At 56.9% G+C, this 23320-nt stretch carries 24 protein-coding genes; 15 read left to right on the top strand and 9 right to left on the bottom strand.

The window, feature by feature from the left end:
* From ABWH92_RS17610 to ABWH92_RS17600, 3 genes are read left to right on the top strand one after another with little or no spacing between them, the layout of a single operon-like run.
* Nucleotides 1–876, top strand: a complete 876-nt coding sequence (locus tag ABWH92_RS17610; RefSeq protein ID WP_375570619.1) for an MBL fold metallo-hydrolase — start codon at nucleotides 1–3, stop codon at nucleotides 874–876.
* A 14-nt stretch (nucleotides 877–890) separates the two neighbouring features.
* Nucleotides 891–1238, top strand: coding sequence for a TIGR01244 family sulfur transferase (locus ABWH92_RS17605; protein WP_375570617.1), 348 nt, complete (start codon nucleotides 891–893; stop codon nucleotides 1236–1238).
* 3 nt (nucleotides 1239–1241) lie between these two features.
* The gene (locus ABWH92_RS17600) at nucleotides 1242–2993 is read left to right on the top strand and encodes a SulP family inorganic anion transporter (protein WP_375570615.1); all 1752 of its coding nucleotides are present in this window, start codon (nucleotides 1242–1244) and stop codon (nucleotides 2991–2993) included.
* 12 nt (nucleotides 2994–3005) lie between these two features.
* Here ABWH92_RS17600 and ABWH92_RS17595 read toward each other — a convergent pair whose 3' ends face one another.
* From ABWH92_RS17595 to ABWH92_RS17585, 3 genes are all read right to left on the bottom strand, one after another.
* Complete coding sequence (locus tag ABWH92_RS17595; protein WP_375570613.1) at nucleotides 3006–3860, bottom strand: universal stress protein; 855 nt, start codon at nucleotides 3858–3860, stop codon at nucleotides 3006–3008.
* 250 nt (nucleotides 3861–4110) lie between these two features.
* Nucleotides 4111–4266 carry a hypothetical protein gene (locus tag ABWH92_RS17590; RefSeq protein ID WP_375570611.1) on the bottom strand — a complete coding sequence of 52 codons (156 nt, stop codon included), beginning with the start codon at nucleotides 4264–4266 and terminating at the stop codon, nucleotides 4111–4113.
* A gap of 170 nt (nucleotides 4267–4436) precedes the next feature.
* Nucleotides 4437–4883 (bottom strand): LuxR C-terminal-related transcriptional regulator, encoded by a 447-nt coding sequence (locus ABWH92_RS17585; protein WP_375570609.1) that lies wholly within the window; start codon nucleotides 4881–4883, stop codon nucleotides 4437–4439.
* Nucleotides 4884–5190: 307 nt separating this feature from the next.
* On the opposite strand from ABWH92_RS17585, the gene ABWH92_RS17580 reads away from it, so the two are divergent.
* The 4 genes from ABWH92_RS17580 to ABWH92_RS17565 all read left to right on the top strand — a co-directional run bounded on the left by ABWH92_RS17580 (nucleotide 5191) and on the right by ABWH92_RS17565 (nucleotide 10514).
* Complete coding sequence (locus ABWH92_RS17580; RefSeq protein ID WP_375570607.1) at nucleotides 5191–6294, top strand: LuxR C-terminal-related transcriptional regulator; 1104 nt, start codon at nucleotides 5191–5193, stop codon at nucleotides 6292–6294.
* A 118-nt stretch (nucleotides 6295–6412) separates the two neighbouring features.
* Nucleotides 6413–6910 carry a hypothetical protein gene (locus ABWH92_RS17575; RefSeq protein ID WP_375570605.1) on the top strand — a complete coding sequence of 166 codons (498 nt, stop codon included), beginning with the start codon at nucleotides 6413–6415 and terminating at the stop codon, nucleotides 6908–6910.
* Nucleotides 6876–8516: a VWA domain-containing protein gene (locus ABWH92_RS17570; protein WP_375570603.1), complete on the top strand. Its 1641-nt coding sequence runs from the start codon at nucleotides 6876–6878 to the stop codon at nucleotides 8514–8516. Before ABWH92_RS17575 ends, ABWH92_RS17570 begins: the two co-directional genes overlap by 35 nt.
* Nucleotides 8517–8555: 39 nt before the next feature.
* The gene (locus tag ABWH92_RS17565; RefSeq protein ID WP_375570601.1) at nucleotides 8556–10514 is read left to right on the top strand and encodes a hypothetical protein; all 1959 of its coding nucleotides are present in this window, start codon (nucleotides 8556–8558) and stop codon (nucleotides 10512–10514) included.
* Nucleotides 10515–10561: 47 nt separating this feature from the next.
* Here the strand turns inward: ABWH92_RS17565 and ABWH92_RS17560 are convergent, their stop codons facing one another.
* The 3 genes from ABWH92_RS17560 to ABWH92_RS17550 are packed head-to-tail and all read right to left on the bottom strand — an operon-like array spanning nucleotide 10562 to nucleotide 12916.
* Nucleotides 10562–10750, bottom strand: coding sequence for a DUF2783 domain-containing protein (locus ABWH92_RS17560; protein ID WP_375570599.1), 189 nt, complete (start codon nucleotides 10748–10750; stop codon nucleotides 10562–10564).
* Nucleotides 10747–12360: an FAD-dependent oxidoreductase gene (locus ABWH92_RS17555; RefSeq protein ID WP_375570597.1), complete on the bottom strand. Its 1614-nt coding sequence runs from the start codon at nucleotides 12358–12360 to the stop codon at nucleotides 10747–10749. Before ABWH92_RS17555 ends, ABWH92_RS17560 begins: the two co-directional genes overlap by 4 nt.
* Complete coding sequence (locus ABWH92_RS17550) at nucleotides 12353–12916, bottom strand: VOC family protein (RefSeq protein WP_375574282.1); 564 nt, start codon at nucleotides 12914–12916, stop codon at nucleotides 12353–12355. Before ABWH92_RS17550 ends, ABWH92_RS17555 begins: the two co-directional genes overlap by 8 nt.
* A gap of 139 nt (nucleotides 12917–13055) precedes the next feature.
* Between ABWH92_RS17550 and ABWH92_RS17545 the strand changes: the two genes are divergently transcribed.
* Entirely contained in the window at nucleotides 13056–13499 is a 444-nt protein-coding gene (locus tag ABWH92_RS17545) for a MarR family winged helix-turn-helix transcriptional regulator (RefSeq protein ID WP_375570595.1), read from the top strand.
* Between the two features lie 20 nt (nucleotides 13500–13519).
* Here the strand turns inward: ABWH92_RS17545 and ABWH92_RS17540 are convergent, their stop codons facing one another.
* On the bottom strand, nucleotides 13520–13972 hold the full coding sequence (locus ABWH92_RS17540; RefSeq protein ID WP_375570593.1) for a MarR family winged helix-turn-helix transcriptional regulator: 453 nt from the start codon (nucleotides 13970–13972) through the stop codon (nucleotides 13520–13522).
* Nucleotides 13973–14199: 227 nt separating this feature from the next.
* Between ABWH92_RS17540 and ABWH92_RS17535 the strand changes: the two genes are divergently transcribed.
* Genes ABWH92_RS17535 through ABWH92_RS17505 form a run of 7 tightly spaced genes read left to right on the top strand, consistent with a single transcriptional unit; the run spans nucleotide 14200 to nucleotide 21423 of the window.
* Complete coding sequence (locus ABWH92_RS17535) at nucleotides 14200–15237, top strand: TRAP transporter substrate-binding protein (RefSeq protein WP_375570591.1); 1038 nt, start codon at nucleotides 14200–14202, stop codon at nucleotides 15235–15237.
* 3 nt (nucleotides 15238–15240) lie between these two features.
* Nucleotides 15241–15792 (top strand): TRAP transporter small permease, encoded by a 552-nt coding sequence (locus ABWH92_RS17530; protein WP_375570589.1) that lies wholly within the window; start codon nucleotides 15241–15243, stop codon nucleotides 15790–15792.
* Nucleotides 15785–17104 carry a TRAP transporter large permease gene (locus tag ABWH92_RS17525; RefSeq protein WP_375570587.1) on the top strand — a complete coding sequence of 440 codons (1320 nt, stop codon included), beginning with the start codon at nucleotides 15785–15787 and terminating at the stop codon, nucleotides 17102–17104. The genes ABWH92_RS17530 and ABWH92_RS17525 overlap by 8 nt, the downstream gene beginning before the upstream one ends.
* A 49-nt stretch (nucleotides 17105–17153) precedes the next feature.
* Nucleotides 17154–18515, top strand: a complete 1362-nt coding sequence (gene hmgA / locus ABWH92_RS17520) for a homogentisate 1,2-dioxygenase (RefSeq protein WP_375570585.1) — start codon at nucleotides 17154–17156, stop codon at nucleotides 18513–18515.
* Complete coding sequence (maiA, locus tag ABWH92_RS17515) at nucleotides 18512–19165, top strand: maleylacetoacetate isomerase (RefSeq protein WP_375570583.1); 654 nt, start codon at nucleotides 18512–18514, stop codon at nucleotides 19163–19165. Before hmgA ends, maiA begins: the two co-directional genes overlap by 4 nt.
* The gene (gene fahA / locus ABWH92_RS17510) at nucleotides 19162–20418 is read left to right on the top strand and encodes a fumarylacetoacetase (RefSeq protein ID WP_375570582.1); all 1257 of its coding nucleotides are present in this window, start codon (nucleotides 19162–19164) and stop codon (nucleotides 20416–20418) included. Before maiA ends, fahA begins: the two co-directional genes overlap by 4 nt.
* A 54-nt stretch (nucleotides 20419–20472) precedes the next feature.
* A complete protein-coding gene (locus ABWH92_RS17505; RefSeq protein WP_375570580.1) occupies nucleotides 20473–21423 on the top strand; it encodes an MBL fold metallo-hydrolase in 951 nt (316 codons plus the stop codon).
* A 33-nt stretch (nucleotides 21424–21456) separates the two neighbouring features.
* Here ABWH92_RS17505 and ABWH92_RS17500 read toward each other — a convergent pair whose 3' ends face one another.
* Together ABWH92_RS17500 and ABWH92_RS17495 are read right to left on the bottom strand one after the other, a co-directional pair.
* The gene (locus tag ABWH92_RS17500) at nucleotides 21457–22233 is read right to left on the bottom strand and encodes an SDR family NAD(P)-dependent oxidoreductase (RefSeq protein ID WP_375570578.1); all 777 of its coding nucleotides are present in this window, start codon (nucleotides 22231–22233) and stop codon (nucleotides 21457–21459) included.
* A 10-nt stretch (nucleotides 22234–22243) separates the two neighbouring features.
* Nucleotides 22244–23314: a mannonate dehydratase gene (locus ABWH92_RS17495; RefSeq protein WP_375570576.1), complete on the bottom strand. Its 1071-nt coding sequence runs from the start codon at nucleotides 23312–23314 to the stop codon at nucleotides 22244–22246.
* Nucleotides 23315–23320 lie beyond the last annotated feature (6 nt).

Here is a 23320-nt window from a genome sequence, read left to right as displayed (position 1 = left end):
ATGACCCAATCTAACGTGAAACCCAATGTCACCGCCTTCTTCGATGAGGCCACCAACACCATCACCTATGTCGTCAAAGATCCTGCCTCAGAAAGCTGCGCAATCATCGATTCAGTCATGGATATCGACTACGCAGCCGGCCGTATCACCTTCGATCATGCTGATGCCGTTATCGAGCACGTGCAAGCCAACGGTTTGAAGGTTGACTGGCTTCTGGAAACCCATGTGCATGCCGACCACCTATCGGCCGCACCTTATTTGCAGGACAAATTAGGCGGGAAGATCGGTATCGGTAAGAACATCACCATCGTTCAAGACACGTTTGGAAAAGTGTTCAACGAAGGCACTGAGTTTGCCCGCGATGGGAGCCAGTTCGACCGTCTGTTGGAAGATGGCGATGCCATACGTGTTGGCGCCATGCAGGTGGAGATCATGCACACGCCAGGCCATACGCCTGCATGCCTTACTTTCGTGGTCGGCGACGCCGCCTTTGTCGGTGATACCCTGTTCATGCCAGATGGCGGATCGGCTCGAGCGGACTTTCCGGGCGGTGATGCAGGGCAACTCTACGACTCCATCCAAAGGGTCCTTGGTCTTCCGGATGAAACCAGACTTTTCATGTGCCACGACTATGGCCCCAACGGTCGCGAAATCCGCTGGGAAACCACGGTCGCAGACGAAAAAGCGCACAACGTTCATGTTGGCGGTGGCACGTCACGAGAAGACTTTATTGCCATGCGGGAAGCGCGAGATGCGACGCTGGCCATGCCCAAACTGATCATTCCTTCCCTGCAAGTGAACATGCGGGCCGGGCAACTTCCGCCCGCCGATGAGGACGGAAAAACGTTCCTCAAAGTGCCCGTCAACGGGCTTTAGGAGCATGGCGTGTCATGGACATCCGTACGATCAGTGAAACCTATGCCGTTTGCGGCCAGATCAGCTCGGTCGATTTGCCTCAAATAGCACGATCAGGATTCAAGGCGCTTGTTTGCAATCGACCGGAGGGGGAAAGCCGGAACCAGGAATCCTTCGACACCATTGCCCAATCAGCGCGAGAGCTCGGAATAGAGGCCGCTTTTCTACCCATCGCGCCGCAAGGTGCCACAGATGACGATCGTGCGGCGTTCGAGCGGCTCTTCACGCGACTGCCCAAACCAGTTCTGGCCTATTGTCGCAGCGGCAATCGTTCAACCACGCTTTGGCATGGTCTTGGCCCAGCAGCACGCTTGTCGAGCTAACGCATGAGCAACCCAAATTTGGAACGGCGTCTTTCGCGGTTCTTGCCAGTCCTGGACTGGGGGCGGGGCTATGGCCGCGCCGACTTGATGGGTGATGGTATCGCGGCCATTGTTGTGACGATCATGCTGATCCCACAGTCTCTGGCCTATGCCTTGCTGGCTGGTGTGCCTGCCGAGGTGGGACTCTATGCGTCCATTGCCCCTTTGATTGCATACGCCGTTTTTGGTTCCAGCCGCACTCTTTCAGTTGGACCGGTCGCCATTGTCTCGCTGATGACAGCTGCGGCGTTGGCCGAGCTCAATCTACAATCAGCGACCGCCATTGTGGCAGCTGCCGGTGTGTTGGCCTTGCTTTCGGGTTTGATCTTGCTGGCCATGGGTGCTCTACGGCTTGGTTTTGTGGCCAACTTTCTCAGTCACCCGGTCATATCGGGGTTCATCACCGCATCAGGTTTGCTGATCGCTACAAGTCAGTTGAAGCATCTTCTTGGGGTGCCGGTTTCAGGGCACACATTGCCGGACACTATCGGTCAGCTTGCGAGGTCTCTTGGCCAGATCAATCTTCCAACCCTGATAATCGGTGTGTTTGCAACTGTGTTTCTGGTTTGGGTGCGCAGTGGACTTGCAAGGGTGCTCAAAACTCTGCGAACGCCCGTTGGGCTAATCGGTCCACTGGTGAAAGCCGGACCAGTTTTTGCCGTTGTCGCTACAACCTGGGCTGCGTGGCAGTTCGACTTGGGCAACCATGGTGTCAGCCTTGTTGGAGAGGTGCCATCAGGTTTGCCATCGCCCGAGATGCCCGCTTTCGATCCTGACGTCTGGTTGGCATTGATGGGGTCAGCCGCGCTGATCTCGCTGATTGGATTTGTCGAGTCCGTCTCGGTGGCACAGACATTGGCAGCCAAGCGACGGCAACGCATAGAGCCCAACCAAGAGCTTGTCGGTTTGGGTGCTGCAAACGTGGCATCTGCGGTCGCTGGTGGTATTCCAGTGACTGGTGGTTTTTCCCGCTCGGTGGTCAACTTTGAAGCTGGTGCACGCACACCCGCTGCTGGTGTTTTTACGGCGATCGGCATTGCGTTAGCAGCGTTGTTTCTGACGCCCTATCTGTTCTTTCTGCCAAAGGCGACATTGGCCGCCACGATTGTTGTCGCGGTGCTTACGCTGGTGGATTTGAAAATCCTGCAACGCAGCTGGCGCTATTCGCGCGCAGATTTTTCAGCGGTTGTACTGACCATGCTGTTGACGCTTCTGGTTGGTGTTGAGGCAGGTGTGGCAAGCGGGGTGGTGCTCTCCTTGCTGCTCCATATTTACAAAACCTCAAGGCCGCATATTGCCGAGGTCGGTTTGGTTCCTGGTAGCGAGCATTTTCGCAACATCCTGCGACACGATGTTGAGACGGACCCGCAAGTTCTCACGCTACGCATTGATGAAAGCCTGTACTTTGCCAATGCGCGCATGATGGAAGACCACATTTATGCTCGCGTCAGCGCAGACCGCGAACTGCGTCATCTCATCTTGATGTTTTCCGCGGTCAACGAGCTGGATATAAGCGCACTAGAAAGCCTTGAAACGATCAATGATCGTCTCAAAGCTATGGGCATTGCGCTTCATCTTTCAGAGGTCAAAGGACCCGTTATGGACCGGCTGCAACGTTCTTCTTTCTTAGAGCATATGACCGGCAAAGTGTTCCTGTCGCAGTATGCGGCCTTCCAGGCTCTCAGGCGTATCCAACCCGAGCCCGCTGCTGCTTAGTCAGCGCTCTGTTCAATGCGCAAACAACACGGGCATATCGGTTTGCCCGATCATGCTGCGCGTGGTGCCACCAAACAGAATCTGACGCATCCGGGAGTGATCATAGGCGCCCATGACAACAAGATCGGCTTCAACCTCGCGTGCTCGTTGCAAAAGACTGTCAGCAATTTCTAAACCACCGCTTGGGTATTGCTGCACAGTGACATTGCAACCCTGATGGCTGAGCCAATAGGCCACATCTGATCCTGGGTTCTCGCCGTCACGAAGTGCGGTCATCACAGGGTCGAACATGGCCACCGTCACATCATCCGCGTCCCGCAGCATTGGCATGGCAGCCCGGATAGCGCGCGATGCGGGAAGTCCGGAGTTCCAGCCGATAAGAACCCGTTTTGGAGAAAAAGGACTCCGCGCACTAAGGCCGTTAAGAACAACGGCAGCCGGTGAATGGAACAGAGCTGAGCTCATGGCGTTGTCAAACAGCTCGTTGTCGGCGCGCACATCGTCCAGAACCATCACCAAATCGCATGTGAGAGCACGTCGCGCCAGCGCATCAGCGAAGGCTCCCGGGTCTGCTGAAAACACGCTGACGTCGCAGGTCACACCGCGATCAACAAGTGTATTCCTGACGCTCTCTGCTCGGGATTCTAAGTCAGCCTTGGTGCTTTCCAGCTCCTTTTGCCAATCGCCATAGTCGCCAATGGCCGCGATGCCACCCATTCCCGTGCTGTAGATGGGTATGGTAGGCAAACGTCCCAAAACAAGCACGGATAGATGCAGGTCGCGTTTGGTTGCGGCGCCACACAAGCTGTCTATATCCGCCGAACTTGCGTGGCCGTTGGTCAAGACCAAAACACTTGCTTTGTTCATCGCCATTGCTCCTCTTTCTGCGGAACAATGATGACGTATATCGCCGGATTTCTGTTGATCTGGCGCAACGCGGAGGTCGTTGGGTGCCATATCGTTCCCTTTTACAGCGGGAGGATGGTGACCTGGCCGCCTCGACCGCGGCAGCAGCCGCTATCGAACCAGCAGCCTCGTATTGAGAGAAAATCAAATCATCAGTGGTTTCCATCTCATTTGGAGCAGAAGTCTCCTCCTGATCAAAACTTAAGTCTTCTTAACCGCTTTCCGTCTGATCACCGGTGAATTGCTCCCAATCGGTCTCACGCTGAATGCGGTCGATCGCATCGTCCTGGGTCATGCCTTCTGGACAGCCAAAACCAGCAGCACACCATCGTAAAGACTGGTCCAGCGACACACCCATCCCGCGCATTGAACGAGCTTGAGATGGGGTAAGATTGGACGGGCACGTGATGTATCCTGCACACTGTTGAACGATGCGCTGTCACGCGCTGTCTGCGCTTGAAACTGAGGGCGTTTGAACAACAAGCGCACCGATCAGAAGGGCGTGTGCGAGCAGAGATATGCCCTGTTTGCTGCGGTTCATACCTGCACCCATCCGTTCTGAACCGAAATCGCCAGAGCTTGCTCGCGGGTGAGCGCACCGAGTTTTCTAGGTGCATTTTTGAAGTGAAACTCGACCGTTACTGGAGAAATAGCAATCTGTTCGGCAATGCGCTGCGTGCGCATTCCTTGTGCCAGAAGCGTCAGGCATTCCTTCTCGCGCCGACTTAGACTTTTTGGTTCAGCTTCAGAGGCCACTTGGTCATCCAGGATGCGCATAAAAAGCGCGTAGCTTTGAATCGCGATCCGTTTTGCCGCTACCTTGCGATCGGGTCTCATCAAGCTATCGCTATCAACTGGTTCCAGAATCCATCCAGCCCTCTGATCGACACCAAGAGAGATCGTGAAACCGCCACGACATGCGGCATCCGGAAGCTCGCGCACCGCCAAACCAGCAACGTTTGATAACGCCGTATTGGAGCGCAAAACACAAAGCCCCGTCGGCAAGTGTTGGTGGCGCAATATGCAAGTGGCATTGGGAAAACCCAGTCGCTCCAATGCCCCGAGAGCGTTGATCCAGGCATCCTCCAGCGATGGCAGGGATGATGCAGCATCTTCGCCAGACCGTTCGTAGCCCGTGGCGTTTTTTATCTGATGTTTCATAGCCCTGCTATCCAGCGGTTGTTGGTAGCAAGCGTGTGCGCCGATGCGGCGCCGAAGCAATGGGGCAGTTGCCCTATAGGCTGAAAAACGCTTAAGTTTCAGTGGGGAATTGTTGCGGAGATCCAAGCGAATGCTCGAAGCGATCAACAAGATTCAGGCCGCCATACTCTCTGGCTACGATTCTCCAACCGATGTGTGGGCCGACGATGTCTGTTCCTCCATGGGTGCACTGCTGGGCACAGACCATTTGTATTTCATTGAGCCGGAAGAGCCGTCTGACCAGTCTGGTCAGGAAAGATTGGGCGTCTACAGCCGGTCCATCGGTCAAACATTTGCAGATGGCATCGCTTCGCACTTTGAGGGCTTTGACGATGATGGCTTTAGCCTTTTTCGCGAGGACTATGCCTCGGCGTTGCACCGCATCATTCGGGCCAGCGGTGTGGGCGCCTACCATGATGCGCCGCTGTACAACCGCCGTATCCGCGAGTCGATGGAACTGCATCAAGAAGTTTTTAAGCCGGTCGGCCTGGAACGTCAGATGGCCATTTCCGCGCCGTTGGTTCGTGGCGAAGCGATGCTAATTGCTGGCTTTGGGCACAAGGATTTTCCTGAACATGACGATGAGCGCCACCAGATACTTCAATTGCTCACGCCGGCCTTTGAGGCTGCCATCGCCTTCCGCGCTCGCCTGAAGCGCAGCTATTTGGAAACCAGAGACGCCATGGAAGGCGCTGGTAAACCCTTAGCTGTGGTGAGCATCGATGGCGCCCTTCTGTTCCTCAGCGCAGAGCTTCAGACCTATCTTGCTGCAGACGACAATCGCAAAGACATGCTCGCGGCGATCCTCTCAATGGCGCAAGATTCGACGCAGGCCTTACTGCGAAATCCGGGCCGCGCTCTGGTCCAACCTGTACGTCGCGCCAAGATAGGCCAAAGGCACCACACGTTGCGCGCGCGCATCGGCAGAGCTTTCAACGGGAATCCAGAGGTCCACATCTGGGTCGAGCCGCAATCGGGTAGGGCACTTAACCGAGATCTGGCGCGCGCCTATGGCCTCACGCCCAGAGAATGCGAGGTGGCCGCGCTTATTGCCGAGGGTTTGCGCGACAAAGAAATTGCTCGGCGCCTGTCCATCAGCCCGCACACAGCACGGCGCCACAGTGAAGCGCTTCTGCGCAAAACCGAACTTTCCAACCGCGCCAACGTAGGACCACTGCTCTTCCAATACATCTAGTGGTTCGGCAGAGCGGTATCATCTCCCCTATGGATTTCAGTAGCTGGTCCATACTGGCCCTATCAGCTTTTTATAGCTGTTAAGTTGTGGGGCCAATGAGATAACCAGGATGATGCGCATGACCACCCTCGTGAAAACCGCCGTTTCCTTCGGCTTTGCCCTAAACTTGATGGCCGGTACTGCAAGCGCCAACGAACCAGTCAGCATCTGCTTGGCTGCTGGTAGCGAGGCTGATGGCGTGACAGCCATGATCCATCATGCAGATGATAGTTCGGTGCGCGTTGACAGCCCCTATTCAGATAATCCCAACTCGCGGATCACCCGTTGGACGGAAGATGGCTATTTCGCGCGGTTCTGGGGCGCAGTAGCGCCCGCCCTTCCCGATATGGAAGGCATAAGCCCTGACAGTTGCGATGATGGCTGGCGGGACACACTTGCTGTTACGTTCGAAGACGGCACAGTTGTCCGCCATGATGCATCATGCACGCGCAATCCCATCCATTTGCTGCGCAACGACCTGGCCATGAACATGCCGAGCTTCGTGGAAAACGCCACCCGTGAGGAAACCGAAGGCGCAATCGATGGGGTCTACGATCCATGCGTCCAAGACTGGTGACGAAGCAAAGCGATGTGACCGACGTCACAGCACTCACCCTGAAGCCGGTGATTACGTCAACGAACGCCGCATGGTCTCAACCGCGGCCCAACCGATTTATGCGAGGCTGACAGTGATTGGACTTCTCAAACGTGGGTGTGCAGCAGGCTTAGGGCTGCTGGCCTTTTGCGGTCTGCCTGCACACGCTCAACAAGCCGACTTGGAACGGGCAATTTTGGTTTTCGATGGCTCCGGATCAATGTGGGGCCAGATCGATGGGGTGAATAAGATCGTGACCGCGCGCGATACTCTGGCGCGCGTATTGCCATCTTTCCCACCTTCCATGGAACTGGGTTTGATGGCGTATGGCCACAACCGGCGCGGTGACTGCAATGATATCGAAATGTTGGTCCAAACGGGCCCAGTAGCCACAACGGCTGGGCCAATATCTCAGGCCGTCAACACGCTGAACCCACGCGGGAAAACGCCATTGTCAGAGGCAGTGCGCCGGGCCGCTCTGGAACTGCGCTACACCGAAGAACGAGCCACGATCATTCTTATCACCGATGGATTGGAGACCTGCGAGGCCGATCCTTGTGCGTTGGCCAACGAACTTGAGAGCTTGGGAATTGATTTCACAACCCATGTGATCGGTTTTGGGCTGACTGACGAAGAGGGTCAGCAGGTTGCGTGCTTGGCGGAAAACACCGGTGGTCGCTACTTCCAAGCCACAGACGCAGATGCATTGGGTGAGGCGTTGACGCAGACCGTGGCGTTTGTGCCGCCACAGCCGCCAGCACCTCCGGCAGAGCCTGAATTGGAACCGGTTGAACAAAACCTGTTTGCCACAGTTCGATTGGATGCTGCCAGTGAGCCACTGACAACACAGGACCCCATTCGCGTTGAATGGGATCTTGAGCCGCTCGATCCGCAGATTGACCTGGCCTCCGTTCCATTTTTGGCGGCCGTGCCAAGCTTTGAGCGTTTTATCGAACCTGGTCGCTATAGACTGACTGCGAGCACCAACCGGGGTTTGGAGGCCAGCGAAGACATCACGCTGACCGCAACAGAGAGAACAGAAGTTGATCTGGTCTTCGGCGCCGGAACGCTGGACCTGCATGCGGTGATGCTAAACGATGGGTTTGGTCTTTCGAACACGGATTTCAGTTGGAACATTCGCAATGTCGATACCGGCCAATCCTTCACCGTGTTCACGCAGACAGCGCGCGAGATTGTTCCGCCAGGTCGCTATGAGGCCGCGCTGATCGTCACCCGACTTGAAAGCATGTCGCCGGGCACAGCAGCCTTTACGGTTTCGACAGGGGACGTGGTCGAACAGGAGGTCATCGCATCAACCGCTCGGGTTGGTTTCCGAGCCTTCAACTCCGATGGAAGCGAGCTGACAAGTTTTGATCTGCGCCATCAGGTTTATCGCGGCCCGATCGATCAAAACGATCACATCGCAAGCAAAATCGGCAGTGATCAGTACTTCCTTCTGCCTGGCAATTACACCGTTCGCTTTGAGGCTTGGGATGACGGTCCACGCCGCTCGGCTGAAGCAGTGTTTGAACTGGGTCCAGGCGATGATCAGGTGATCGAGGTCACGATGCCCGATGCACCGCGGTGATCACCCCTTGCACGCCCAACCAAGCAACGGAGCCTATTCATGAGCTGGAAAACTGTTATCGCCGTTGCCATGGCTTTGGTGACCCAATTGGCGCTCACCTCATCGCCGTCGCTCGCCGACCCGAACACCTGTGTTGGCAGCGCTCCCAATGGTTCAGCCCTTACCATTCATGACCAACCCAATGCACAGAGCGCCGTGCTTGGTGGCATCGGCATCGGGCAATGCGACGTCACGGTTACCAATCAATGCGAAGGCAACTGGTGCGTTATAGTCTACCAAGGGCTGAATGGCTGGATAGAAATGCGGCATCTCACCGGCAGTCCAGTTCAACCACCGCAAGGTGCTTCCGGTCGCCAGTCAGGTGGTGCGCCTCAAACATTTGAGATCATCGGTGGCAGCGGTACGGTCACGATGATGGGGCAAACCCAACCGACGCCAGTTGATCCTGGTGGCACGGTAAGCCTGACGCCTGTTGATGATTCAACCGCACACCTCAACCTGCCAGCAGCAGTCTTTCCAGGCCAGCCAACGATGCGTCGCGGCCCTGGGGGTGTTTGGACAGGTTCCTTTGGGGAATGGGCCGGTATTCCAGCCACTGTGACGGTCACCATGCGCGATCTGAGCGGACCAACACCACTGCTGGTGCTTGATGGAACGAGCCCCATCGCGGAGTTTTTCATCGAAATGCAGCTCCGTCCTGTTGGAGGCGTGCCGGGCGTTCAGCAAGGTGGTGGGCAAGCCGTCACCCCAGGTTCATCTCCTCAGCCCGGAACCGTTGCGGGGGACAGCTGCGCACGGTTGGAGGCCGTCAGCGCGCGCATCAACGCAATGGGCAACACCGATATCATCCAAGAGCTGCGCGGTATCTATGTATCCACTGATCTGGCCTTTGGTGGCGTGCAAACCCCTGACAAGTGCCAGAGGGCACTCGATATGATCGCGGCCTCGCCAACCATTCAAAGTCTTCTTGCGTCTGGCGCAAACCAGCCAGCTATATCAACGCCCAGCCAACGTGCTGTTCGCAACACAGGAGCAAACTGCACAACCGTCAATGAGATTGCGGTGGCGATTGAGCAAGCCAACAATCGCCGTCTGAGTGGCCTGTTTGGCCAGCTGATTGATGAGGTTGGCATCATGGACCTCTTTGCCGCCAATGAAGACCAGTGCGGTCGGCTTCTGGATTTGCTGGAAATGGAAGGCATCGTGGATGCGCCGTCTGTCGCAGTGCAAGCAACTGTCGGACCGAGCAATGGTACGCCGCCATCACCGTCGCCAGTCCAACCTCAAGGTCTCAGCAATGCGTGCCGTGAGGTCCTGGTCATCGATCAGGCAGTAGAAGCGGTCAACAACCGCACTGTGTCGGCGATCTTCACCAGTAGCATGCAGTCAATCCCTATGACCGATGTGTTTTCAGCCACCGAAGGTGACTGCTTGGCGTTGTTGGAATTGTTGGCAATGGAAGGAATGAGTTCACCAGAGCAGGTTCGCTCGTTGGCGCGACAGTTTGGTGAAAACAGCACGCCCGTTGCGCCAACACCATCATCACAGCCAAGTGGCTCTTTGGCAGCTTGCGATGCTTTAGCTGGTGCGATCCGGCCTTTCTTGCGGGGAGGCGAGGCCGGCCCGCGTCGTGCTGTGCTCGGTGCACTTCAGTCAAACGGTATCAGTGATGTCAGGAACGCGTCTGACCAGGCTTGTGCTCAGGTGATGGCGCAACTGATCGCCGCAGGAATACTGGCCGATGATGGTGTGGCATGGGGTCCAAGTGCCGCGTCACAGCCTTCTCGTCCAACGCAACCTACTGCGCCGACGAACGGCGAAGCCTGTTTGGCCCTAGGCGACCGTATCGTTTCGGTCGTCAATCGAGGCATGAATCGAGAGCTAACCGCGCTGAGCGACATTCTCGCCGACACAGGTATTCGCTCCCTTTCGAGAGAAACCAACACAGCGTGTGCCTCCGCGCTGAACGATGCCGTTGCGGCCGGAATTGGACAATGATGTCATGAGGGGCGGGCGGTTCGCCCCCCCAATATCTGATCGGCCGATTAGCCGTGCTTCGCTAGATCGGTAGCCTCTTTCAGATCGTTGAGATCACCGATCTGATTGGCCAGGATCAGCACCAGCCGTGCGTTCATGTCGTTGGCTTCCTCGTCTGACATGTCGCGCTGCGCGTCCGTCAGCAGCTCGTAGAACGCATCGGGGTTTTTGATGTTGGACTTCAGAATCAGGCTCATGACACAGCTCCTGCGGTGGCGCGGGCTATGGCTGCCCGGATATTGTCGACATCAAATGTGCGCCAGCGCGCCGCAACATGCTGGTCGGGACGCAGAAGGTAGACCGCACCGGCCCGCCCATCATAGCGCTGTGCTGCCAGGCTTTTGGTATCTTCAAAGTCCTTGCCGGCAATGATCAGTTTGGGCGTGAACACACCAGCTTCGACCTGTTTAGCTTCCAACCCAAAGACCAGAAGAGCGAACCCTTCGCCAAACTGTTCCAGCAGCCACGCATCCTGACCACCCACTTTGACAGGCGCATCGGCTGCGCAGGTGCCAGGCACCATGAGCCCCTTCCAGTCATCCTGATCAGGTGTGTTCAACGGGCTCTCCACATAAGGCGTCGGTGTTGACAAGCGGCCCGAGTTCACCAGCGGGCGGGCAAACTCATGGCTCTTGGCAAGGCTCAGCACAGCGTTGCGGTACCGACGCGATGCGTTGTTTTTGGGCGTGATAAAATCCGTCGACCGGGTGGAGTTGAGCAGATTGTCATCAGCAGCAAATGCCCGTTCCTCATGATAGCTGTCGATCAAGGCTTCCGGCGCTTCCCCACGGATCACGGCTGCAAGCTTCCAGGAAAGATTGTCGATATCCTGCACGCCGGTGTTTGCTCCGCGCGCGCCAAACGGTGAAACCTGATGGGCGGCGTCGCCAGCAAACAGCACCCGCCCATAACGGAACTGATCAATCCGGCGGCAAGCGAACTGGTAGACAGATGCCCATTCCAGCTCGAACTCCACATCATCGCCGATCATCGCTTTGACCCGCGGGATGATATTCTCAGGCCGCCTCTCGACGTCCGGATCGCTGTCCCAGCCAAGCTGGAAATCGAGCCGCCAGACATCATCAGACTGCTTATGCAGCAAGGCTGATTGGCCACGGTGGAAGTCCGGATCAAACCAAAACCAGCGCTCGGTTGGGAAGTCGGCCTTCATGACGATATCAGCGATCAGGAAGCGGTCCTGGAAGAACTGGCCCTGGAACTGGCCGTCCACCATGCGCCTGATGTCAGAGTTTGCACCGTCGCAGGCAAGCACCCAACTGGCCTCCATATTGAAAATGCCATCAGGCGTTTCAACGGCAAGCTCGGCATGATCGTCGTGCGAATGCAGCGCCACAACCTTGTGCTTCCAGCGCAGATCGATGAGTGGGTTCTGCTCGCACGCGGCGACCATATATTCTTCAAGATAGTACTGCTGAAGATTGATGAACGCGGGGATCTTGTGACCCTCTTCAGGCAGCAGGTCGAACGTGTAGACCTCCTTGTCGCGAAAGAAGACGCGGCCAAGCTTCCACTCAATGCCCTTGTCGAGCATCGGTTTGGCAACGCCCAGACGATCCCAGATTTCCAGTGGGCGCTTAGCGTAGCAGACAGCACGTGAACCGACCGAGACCGTGTTGTTGTCGTCAAGGACCACAACCTTCAGACCGCGCGCAGCAAAATCGAGCGCAGCGGTGAGGCCCATCGGGCCTGCACCAACCACCACCACATCGTGGCGCAGCATGTCGCCCGACTTCTGCTCCGGCGACTGGACATAGTCAAACTCGGGAAAGTCGTAGGTATTAAGCATCGCCCGTTCCCACATTCTTCTTGTCCAGCTCTTTGGCGTGCAACCAGTCCGCGTGCTGGGGCGCTTTTTTCGTGCGCGACCATTCCTCCAGCATGTCCCATTTAACTTCGTCCAAGCGCTTGATCATGGCCTCTTCGTCAGGGTCTGGGCAGGCCAATTCAACGCGGTGGCCGTTGGGGTCAAAGAAGTAGATCGAATGGAAGATTGAGTGATCGGTCACACCCAACACGTCGACACCATTGGCTTCCAGATGCTCCTTGAAGCCAAGCAGGGTTTCCCGGTCTTTCACTTTGAAAGCGATGTGTTGCACCCAGATCGGCGTATTTGGATCACGACCCATTTCCGGCTTTGTTGGCAGCTCGAAGAATGCCAGCACATTGCCGTTACCGGCATCCAGGAACAGATGCATATAGGGGTCAGGCTCGTGGGTAGAGGGTACCTTGTCCTCAGCGATTGCCAACACGAAATCCATGTTGAGCATCTTGGTATAGAACTCGACCGTTTCCTTGGCGTCCTTGCACCGGTACGCTACGTGGTGGATTTGGTCCAACTTCAGGTTTTGCGCCGTCATGATTGTTTCCTCCTTTTAATCATTGCATTTGCAATGAATAGCGCAAACCACTACCTTAACTTTTGACGCAGGTCAATTTGTTGCATATGAAACAATCGAATTGACCGCTCTTCTGGAACCATTCATGAAGCTTGAAACTTACTTCCCCTATTTGCTGGCAGCCACTGCTGAAGCCTTTTCACGTAAACTGGTGGAGGTTTATGGGCGGACTTATGGCCTGTCGCGCGAGGAATGGCGGTTGTTGCTTCTGTTGGCCGATGCCGGCGAGTTGAGTTCGCTGGAGCTGGCCAAGCGCACTACGCTCGATAAGGTTCAGGTCAGCCGTGCCGCTCAGAAGTTGGAAGAGAAAGGACTGATCAGCAGGTCTGTTCCGGCCTCTGACAGAAGGCTGCGGGTTTACACGTGCTCGCCGGAGGGCCACACGCTGTTCTCAGAAGTCTTCCCTAGCGTGCAGAGTCAGGCCGACGCCATTCTGGGCAACATGACCGCCGAGGATCGGGCCAACCTAGAAGCCGGTTTGAAGGCGCTTGCAGCTGCCGTGGCCACACATACAGAAAAGACGGCGTAGCGCGACAGTTGACGCACCGACTAGTCGGTTTCTTCCATCAAACGGTCAAGTGCCAAGTGGAGTGCGTCGGTGTCCTCTCCAAGGATCTGGTTCAGCTCAGCCTGAAATTTATCAGCAATCGGGATAAGCTTGGTCAGCAACTCTGTGCCTTCAGGTGTGAGAGTTAGCTTCAGCAAGCGCTTGTCGCGAGGGTCGATCTGCTTGGCCAGATAGCCTTTGGCTTCCAGCTTTGTCGCGGCGCGGCTGACCTTTGAGCGCTCAAGGCTGACACGCTGCTCGATGTCCCGGATCGAAAGATCCTCGGTGTATCCGACATTCAAGAGCACACGCCATTCAGGGATCGATATGCCGAACTCCCTCTTGTACTGCCGGGCCAACTTGCTGCTTAGCCGCGCGGCCAGAACGACAAACCGATAAGGCAAATATCGCTCCAGATCGAAGTCCGGCAGGGCTGTAGTTTGGGCTGAGGTCATGGCGCACACCTTTTCTCGTTCTCAACACTTTGGCGGAAAAGTCGTTGCATGTGCAATAATTTTCTTGACTTTGGCAGCGCTGCGCTGAATGATCGTATCAAATGCAACGATTATTTGAGGCGCATCACAGACGCGGGGATAATCGTTGCAGCATTCCTATCGGCAATTTCAGCGTCCTGAGAGGCGCGGCCGATGTTTGAAAGCCAATCCAAAGGGAGGATGACCACATGAAACTCAATTTACTGAATGTCGGCAAGACGATGGCTGCTGTCGCGGTTGGAGCGACGTTCCTGACGTCGGGCGCTGTGCTCGCCGATACCACACTGGCCATGTCCAGCTGGCTGCCGCCACGCCACCCCATCGTTGTCGATGCGATGCGCCCCTGGGCTGAAGAGGTGGCCGAGGTCACCGAAGGCCGCGTGACCGTTCGCATTCTGGCTCGCCCGCTTGGCGCGCCACCTGCCCACTACGATATGGCCGCCGACGGCATCGCTGACATCACCTACGGCCTGCATTCCTTCACCACCGATGATCGTTTCGAACGGTCCCGAATTGGTCAGTTCTCATTCCTCGGCGATGATGCCGTGTCCGGCTCAACAGCCTTCTGGAATGTCTATTCAGGTATGCTCGATGCCCAGGCTGAGCATGAGGGCGTCAAGCTTCTTGGTCTCTTCGTCCACGGCCCTGGCGTGTTGCATAACAATGTCCGCCAGATCGAAACGCAGGCTGACATTGATGGCCTGAAAATCCGCGTACCAGGCGGCTACATTTCCGATCTGATGTCGGATCTGGGCGCGGAAACGCTGTTCATGTCCTCCGGTGAAGTGTTTGAAAAACTTTCCCGCGGCGTGATCGATGGCGTGACCTTCACCTACGAAGCTGTGACCGCCTTCAATCTCACCGAAGATCTGCAGCACACTTTGCGGGTGCCCGGCGGGCTCTACAACACCACCTGGTTCCTGGTGATGAACGAAGCAGCCTGGGAAGGTATCTCCGAAGAAGATCAGGCCGCCATTGAAGCCATTTCCGGTGAGGCCTTTGCCGAACGTGTCGGCACAGCGTGGAACAATTCCGACGAGCGTGCGCTGGTTGTCATGGAAGAAGCTGGCATCGCGATCAACGATGCGCCTGTTGAGTTGCTGGAAGCCATCAAAGCTATGGCGGCCATTCGCGAGGCATCCTGGGCTGAAGCTATCGCTGAAGACGGGTTTGACGGCGAAGCGGCTCTGGCCGAGCTGCGCGACCAGACCGGCGTGGACTTCTAAACAATGGAGCAGCTTCGGCACAAACACCGGGGAAATGACGGCGGGCTTGATATCAACAAGGTCCTTCAGAACACCCTGGGTGTCGGGGCTGCCCTTCTCCTCTTCAGCCTCATTCTTGTGACCTGTGTTGATGTGATCGGGCGGTACTTCTTCTCCGCCCCCCTCAGCGGCGCGTTTGAAATCACAGAACTTCTTCTGGCAGCTCTGGTGTTCGCGGCTTTGCCGCTGACCACCGAGCGTCGGGAGCACATCGAGGTCGATCTGCTCAACGTCATGATCAATGACACGAGCAAACGCTATCTCAGCGCCTTTGCCGGGCTGTTCTCAGCGGCACTCTTGGCAACGCTTGCCTGGCGGCTGGCCTCCCATGCCATGTCGGCAGCTGAAGATGGCGCCACCACCAACGCTTTGGGCATCTCGCTTGCACCGTTTGGCTATCTGGCAGCTTTCTCCTGCCTGGTGAGTGCTTTCATCGCCTTCATGCGCGGGATCTATCCTCCGTCTCACCTCACCGAAGACGGGCCAAACGCAAACGAGCAGGACGACCATGTTTGAGGCGCTTCTTGGGTTTGCCATCCTTCTTGGCCTGATCTTGCTGCGTGTGCCGATAGCCTTCGCTATGGCAGCGGTGGGCGGCATCGGTTTTGCCCTTTTGCGCGGCTGGCAACCGGCTTGGGCCATGACCGGACAGATCGCGTTTGACTCCGCGCTGTCCTACAGCCTGTCGGTCATTCCGCTCTTTATCTTCATGGGCAATGTGCTGGCCGCCTCAGGCGTGGCGCATGGCCTGTTCGCGGCCGCTGACCGCATGTTCGGTCGCACACGCGGCGGCCTTGCCATGGCCTCAGTGTTTTCCTGTGGCGGGTTCTCTGCTGTGTGCGGATCATCTCTGGCGACAGCCGCTACCATGTCCAAGGTGGCGATGCCGTCGATGCGCAAGTTTGGCTATGATGATCGCCTGGCCACCGGCTCCATTGCTGCTGGCGGTACGCTGGGCATTCTCATTCCGCCCTCGGTTATTCTGATCATCTATGGCCTGTTGACCGAAACCAACATTGCCAAACTTTTCGTTGCCGGCATCGTTCCGGGTATCCTGGGGATCATTCTCTACCTCCTGGCAGTGAAAATTGCTGTTTGGATGAAGCCGAGCCTGGCTCCTGATGTTGTGACAGACAGCGAGCCCATGACCCGCTCTGATCTTATCGGTGTGCTCTGCGTGTTCGGGCTTTTCCTTTTCATCATGGTCGGCATCTATGGCGGGTTCTTCACGCCCACCGAAGCCGCAGGCATGGGGGCGGGGGCTTCGGTGCTCATCGCCATCGGATTGCGCACGATGACATGGCGCGATTTTCTGGTGGCAACTTTTGACAGTGTGCGGGCAACGGCGATGATCTTCGCTGTGGTGATCGGTGCGGAGCTGTTCTCTAACTTCATCAACTTCGCTGGTCTTCCCGACGCGCTAGCCTCGCTTGTTTTCGACCTAAACATGCCAGTCTGGGCCGTCATGCTGGTCATTATTCTGATCTATATGATCCTGGGCTGCGTGCTGGAAAGTCTGTCGATGGTGTTGCTTACGGTACCGGTCTTCTACCCACTGATGTACCAGCTGCCGTTCACCAACGAGCTGCTGCTGGACCCGGAATTGGCTTTGATCTGGTTTGCCATCGTGGTGGTGGTCGTGACCGAGATCAGCCTCATCACTCCGCCGGTTGGCATGAATGTCTTTGTGCTGAAATCGGTGCTGCGAGATGTGTCTTTGGGCACCATCTTCAAGGGTGTGCTGCCCTTCTGGTTTGCTGACATCTTTCGTCTGACACTTCTGGTGACGATCCCCTGGCTGTCCTTGTGGCTGGTTACCGCAATGTAGCTGGAAGTCGTCGCTATCCCCCCTTCACCTCGCTCCTGCGGAGGAAACCATGAATGTATCAGCTTCGCCCACACCGATGATCCAGGCACCGTCCTTGCCGGGGCCACATCAAGGCTACATGCCAGGTTTCGGCAACGATTTTGAAACCGAAGCGCTTCCCGGCGCCCTACCTCAGGGTATGAACTCACCGCAGAAATGCGAGTACGGGCTCTATGGAGAGCAGCTTTCAGGCACTGCCTTCACTGCACCCAGCCACCAGAATGAACGCACCTGGTGTTACCGCATCAGGCCTTCGGTGAAGCACTCACACCGCTACGAGAAGATCGACCTGCCGTACTGGAAGTCCGCGCCGAATGTTGTCGGCGATGTCACCTCGCTTGGCCAATACCGTTGGGATCCGGTGCCCCATGCTGGCGAGGAAACAAGCTGGCTAACCGGCATGCGCACCATGACCACCGCCGGTGACGTGAACACCCAGGTTGGCATGGCAACCCACGTTTATCTGGTGACCCAATCGATGGTCGACAGCTATTTCTTCTCCGCCGACAGCGAACTGCTGGTCGTGCCGCAGGAGGGCCGACTGCGGTTCTGCACCGAGCTTGGCATCATCGATCTGGAGCCCAAGGAAATAGCGATCATACCCCGCGGTCTGCTCTATCGGGTGGAAGTGCTTGAAGGGCCTTGCCGCGGCTTTGTCTGCGAGAACTACGGTCAGAAATTTCAGTTGCCCGGGCGTGGCCCGATCGGCGCGAACTGCATGGCCAATCCGCGCGACTTCAAGGCTCCTGTGGCAGCTTATGAGGATCGTGAAGTGCCCTCGACGGTCACCATCAAATGGTGCGGGCAGTTCCATGAAACCAAGATCGGCCAGTCGCCGCTCGACGTTGTGGCTTGGCACGGCAACTATGCGCCGATGAAATATGATCTGCGCACCTATTGCCCGGTCGGCGCGATCCTGTTCGATCATCCTGACCCATCGATCCTCACTGTGCTCACCGCGCCATCCGGCCAGCCCGGCACGGCGAACATCGATTTCGTGCTGTTCCGCGAGCGCTGGATGGTGGCTGAAAACACCTTCCGTCCACCCTGGTACCACAAGAACATCATGTCCGAGCTGATGGGCAATATCTACGGCCAGTATGATGCCAAACCGCAGGGTTTTGTGCCCGGTGGGATCAGCCTGCACAATATGATGCTGCCTCATGGCCCGGACAAGAATGCCTTTGAAGGTGCATCGAACGCCAAGCTGGAAGCCGAGAAGCTCGACAACACCATGTCGTTCATGTTTGAGACCCGCTTCCCGCAGCACCTGACGGCGTTTGCTGGCAAAGAGGCACCCCTGCAGGATGACTACATCGACTGCTGGGAAAGCCTGGAAAAGAAATTTGATGGAACGCCGGGCAAGAAATGAAACTCTATTCCTACTGGCGCTCCACAACCTCTTACCGGGTGAGAGCGGCGCTCAATCTCAAATCCATCGCCTATGATCTGGTGCCGGTCGATCTAATCGCCGGGCAGCAGCGCGATGAGGATTATCGCGCGCTCAATCCCAATGCCGGGGTGCCGACCCTTGTGCTGGACGATGGCACAGTGCTCACCCAATCGATCGCGATCCTGGATTATCTGGATGCCGCCTGGCCAACGCCACGCTTGATTCCGCAGGATCCACTGGATCGAGCAAAAGTGATGGCGGCAGCGCACACAGTGGCGTGCGACATTCACCCGGTGAACAATCTGCGGGTCATCGCGGAACTGAAATCACGCTTTGGCGCGACACCAGACCAAGCGCGCGAGTGGATGTGCCATTGGATTGGTGAGGGTTTCGCCTCACTGGAACACCAGCTGGCTAGCGATACCGCATTTTCGTTCGGATCCAGCCCCGACATCGCTGACCTGTGCATCGTTGCGCAGATCTACAACGCCCGGCGCTGGGGCTTGAACCTCACCCCTTTTCCAAAACTGCGCCGCGTGGAGGCCGCCTGCCTGGACGTTCCAGCCATCATGGCCGCCCATCCGGACCAGCAGAATGAAGCGCAAGACATAAGAAGAGCATCCGCATGAGCAAAAGGCTGACATCCTGGGTGGAGAGCGCCAACAACGCTGACACACCCTTTCCCCTGAACAATCTGCCCTATGGTGTCTTTTCAACACCAGGCACTGAGCCGCGCTGCGGTGTTGCCATTGGCGACCAGATTCTTGATGTGCAAGCGCTCGAGGCAGCGGGCCTGATTGACGCCGGCGGTGCTTTCAAAGAGCCCACATGGAATGCGTTCATGGGGCAAGGCAAACCGGCTTGGGATGCTTTGCGCGCGCGCCTCACCGACATTCTGACCGCAGGTAGCGATGATCAGTCCAAGGCGGGCAAGCTTTTGACCCCGCAGACCGATGCCACCATGCACATGCCGATCAGCGTTGCCGAATACACCGACTTCTATGCAAGCCGTGACCACGCGACCAATGTCGGCACCATGTTCCGTGGCGCGGAGAACGCCTTGCCGCCCAACTGGTTGCATATCCCCATCGGCTACAACGGCCGGGCCTCCTCGGTTGTGGTTTCTGGCACGGATGTCCGCCGCCCTTGGGGGCAGTTGAAGAGTCCGGACGACGACAAGCCTCGCTTTGCACCCAGCCAACGCTTCGATATCGAGCTGGAAATGGGTGCAATCGTTGGCACGCCGAGCAACGGCCCGATCTCCGTGCAAGAAGCCGACGGTAACATCTTTGGCTATGTTCTGCTCAATGATTGGTCGGCCCGCGACATTCAGCGCTGGGAATATCAGCCGCTCGGCCCTTTTCAGGCCAAGGCAACAGCGACCACCATCGGTCCATGGATCGTGACGACGGCTGCTTTGGAGCCGTTCCGATGTGACACGCCGGCGCGAGAGTTCGAGCTGCTCGATCACCTGAAGGATCAGGGGCCGATGCTCTACAACATCGACCTCTCGGTCACTATAGCCCCAGCTGGCAAAGCGCCAACGACCATCGTGCGCACCAACTACAAGGAAATGTACTATTCCTCGGCCCAGCAGTTGGCGCACCACTCAACATCCGGTTGCCCCATGCGCACCGGTGACCTGTTGGGGTCAGGCACCATATCCGGCCCGAACAAGGAAAACCGTGGCTCGCTGGCCGAGCTGACCTGGGGCGGCAAAGAACCAGTCACGTTGGACACCGGCGAAACGCGTAGTTTCATCGAAGATGGCGACACGCTGGTGCTGCACGGTACAGCCAAGGGTGAGGACTACACCATCGGGTTTGGCTCCTGCGTGGGCACGCTTTTGCCAGCGCTCAAGGACCCGTTCGCGCGCAGTTAAGCCAGCTTAATCACATCACGGCGGCGTCTATTGACGCCTAGAAGGAACAGACACATGGCCAAGGCATTCGCATCGCAAGGCGATATGAGCGAGAAGACAATCACCTTCGATGAGATTGGAGAGGGCCTTTGGGCGTTCACCGCTGAAGGGGATCCCAACTCCGGCGTGATCATCGGCGATGAAAGTGTGATGATCGTCGAGGCACAGGCCACTCCACGTCTGGCCAACATGGTCATTGAGAAGGTGCGCACTGTCACCGACAAGCCGATCAGCCATGTGGTGCTGACGCACTATCATGCCGTGCGCGTTCTCGGGGCATCGGCCTACAAGGCCGATCAGATCATCATGTCTGATGTGGCGCGCGCCATGGTAGTTGAGCGCGGCCAGGAAGACTGGGATAGCGAGTTCCAGCGCTTCCCGCGTCTGTTCGAAGGCCATGAAAGCATTCCTGGCCTGACCTACCCCACCACGACGTTCAGCGACTCCATGACCGTTTATCTCGGCAATCGTCGGATCGACATCAAACATATTGGCCGTGCCCACACAGCGGGCGATGCGGTGATTCATGTGCCTGATCAAAATGTCATGTTTACCGGTGACATCGTTGAGGATCATTCAGCTTGTTATTGCGGTGATGGCTATTTTGGCGACTGGGGCGGCACACTGGACCGCATCAAAGCCTATGATGTGGACGCGATTGCACCGGGTCGAGGCGATGCTCTGGTTGGCCGTGAAGCCGTTGACCGTGCGATCGAAAGCACGTGGGACTTCGTGGACAGCACGTTCAAGCCAGCACAACGTGTCGCCATGAAAGGCGGTTCGCTGAAGGACGCCTGGGATGCGGTGCGCGCCTCATGCGACCCTAAGTTCAAGGACTATGCGATCTACGAGCACTGCCTGCCGTTCAATGTCAGCCGTGCGTATGATGAAGCACGCGGCATCTGGCACCCTCGCATCTGGACCGACAAGCGTGATCTGGAGATGTGGGAACAGTTGCAGGGCTAGGAGACAATAGATGCGCTGCGAGGTGGGATCGGCCTAAACGCCCAAGTGGGCGAGCAAGCCACCATCGACAAGATAGTCGCCACCGGTGCAGAAGCCAGATTTCTCGCTGCAGAGAAACGCAATCAGTTCGCTGGTTTCATCCACCGTGCCAACGCGACCAATCGGGTGAGCTTCACCAAACTGGGCAATGGCAGGTTCAATGTCATTGCCTGCTCCGACCACCTCTTGTGCTGCAAACTCCAGCAGGGGTGTGCGCACAGAGCCGGGACTGATCGAGTTCACCCGCACTTTATCCTTGGCGCAATCCACCGCCATCGCGCGGGTCATCGCGTGGATGGCTCCCTTGGTCGTGGCGTAGGCCAACACATTGTTTTGATTGCCGTGGCCCTGCACCGACGAGACGTGCACGATCGCGCCGCCATCAGCCTTCATGAAGGGATAGGCATGGTGGCTGGTGAGAAAGCAGGACCGCAGATTGATCGCCATCACCCTGTCCCAATGCGCACTGTCCGTGGTTGAGATATCACCGTAGGTCTGGATAGCAGCCGCGTTCACCAGGACATCAATCTGGCCTTCAGACTGCCCAATGGGTTCAATCCAATCACGTACACTGGCTTCGTTGGACACATCCACATGCGCAACGGTGATATCGAGTCCTTCAGCAGCAGCCTCGGCTTTCTGATTGTGCGCATCATCATTGCCGCAGAGGAAAACCTTCGCGCCGCCACGTGCCAGGCGAAGAGCTGCGCCCAGCCCAATGCCGCTGGAGCCAGTGACCAAGGCGGTCTTTCCTAGAAAATCCTGATCCATCACATGCTCCTCAGTTCGCGGCTGCGATCAACGCCTTCATGTAGCCAACGGCGAACGCCTTTCCGGCATGCCACGGCGCATCGCATTCCAACTCTGGGGTATGGTCCGGGATCAGCACGCCTTGATAGTTGGCAGCCTTAAGAATGCTGATGATCCGCGCCATATCGATGTCACCTTCATCGATGAACACTTCATGATAGTTAGGCACTTTGCCGCGCACATTGCGGAAGTGGATGTAGCCGATACGGTCAGTGTTGGCGAACTCTTCAACAGTTTCGTAGACATCGCCATCGGCCATTTCTTGTAGGCATCCAAGGCAGAGTTCGGCGCGATTGTTCGTCGAAGAGTTGGCTGTAAAGGCACGCCGATAGGCATCGTGTGAGTTGATGAGTTTGGCACTCATGCGCAGCGCTTCAACTGGCGGGTCATCCGGATGCGCGGCTAAGATCACGCCTGCCTCTTCAGAAACCGGGATCATCTCGTCAAGAAAGCGCTGATAACGATCCCATATCTGCGCATGGGTCGTCGGTGCCTGGTGATCTGGGCCGACTTCATCGCGATACGCCATGTTCCACACCATGCCCTCGGGGATAGGCTTGTCGGGATCAATGTCACCGATGTCAAAACCAACCGATTGTGCGCCACCGCGCGCGTAGGGACCACGAGTCCAGCCCCACACGCCTGTGACGGAAAAATTATAGCCGATGCATGGCACGCCGGCTGCACCAGCCGCTCGCACAATGCGCTTCAGATGCGCTATCTGTTCGTCACGCTTGGGACCATCCAGCAGAACGTCATGCCAGTGGCGCACCGCGAAGTTTTCGATGGCGGCGAGCTTCAGATCAAATCTAGCAAGGTCATTGATCAGGGTGGTGAACGTTTCTTCGGTCCAATCATCCACTTGACCCAAGCCCCAAGATCCACTGGTCAGCGAACTGTCATGAGCATCGTCCGCAAGTTTGGGGTCGGCGGAAAAATAGTCTTCCAAGTGCGCAACAATATGGGTCACCCCAAGCTGCTGAGCGAAGCGATAGTGTCGCTCATTGAGCATCTGGCGGTAAAGGCCGAGACCGATTTTCATGCAGCC

The organism is Ahrensia marina (assembly GCF_042140245.1).
GTDB lineage: Bacteria > Pseudomonadota > Alphaproteobacteria > Rhizobiales > MH13 > MH13.
The sequence above is the reverse complement of the archived record's forward strand: the minus strand, read 5'-3'. Positions and strand labels throughout refer to the sequence as shown.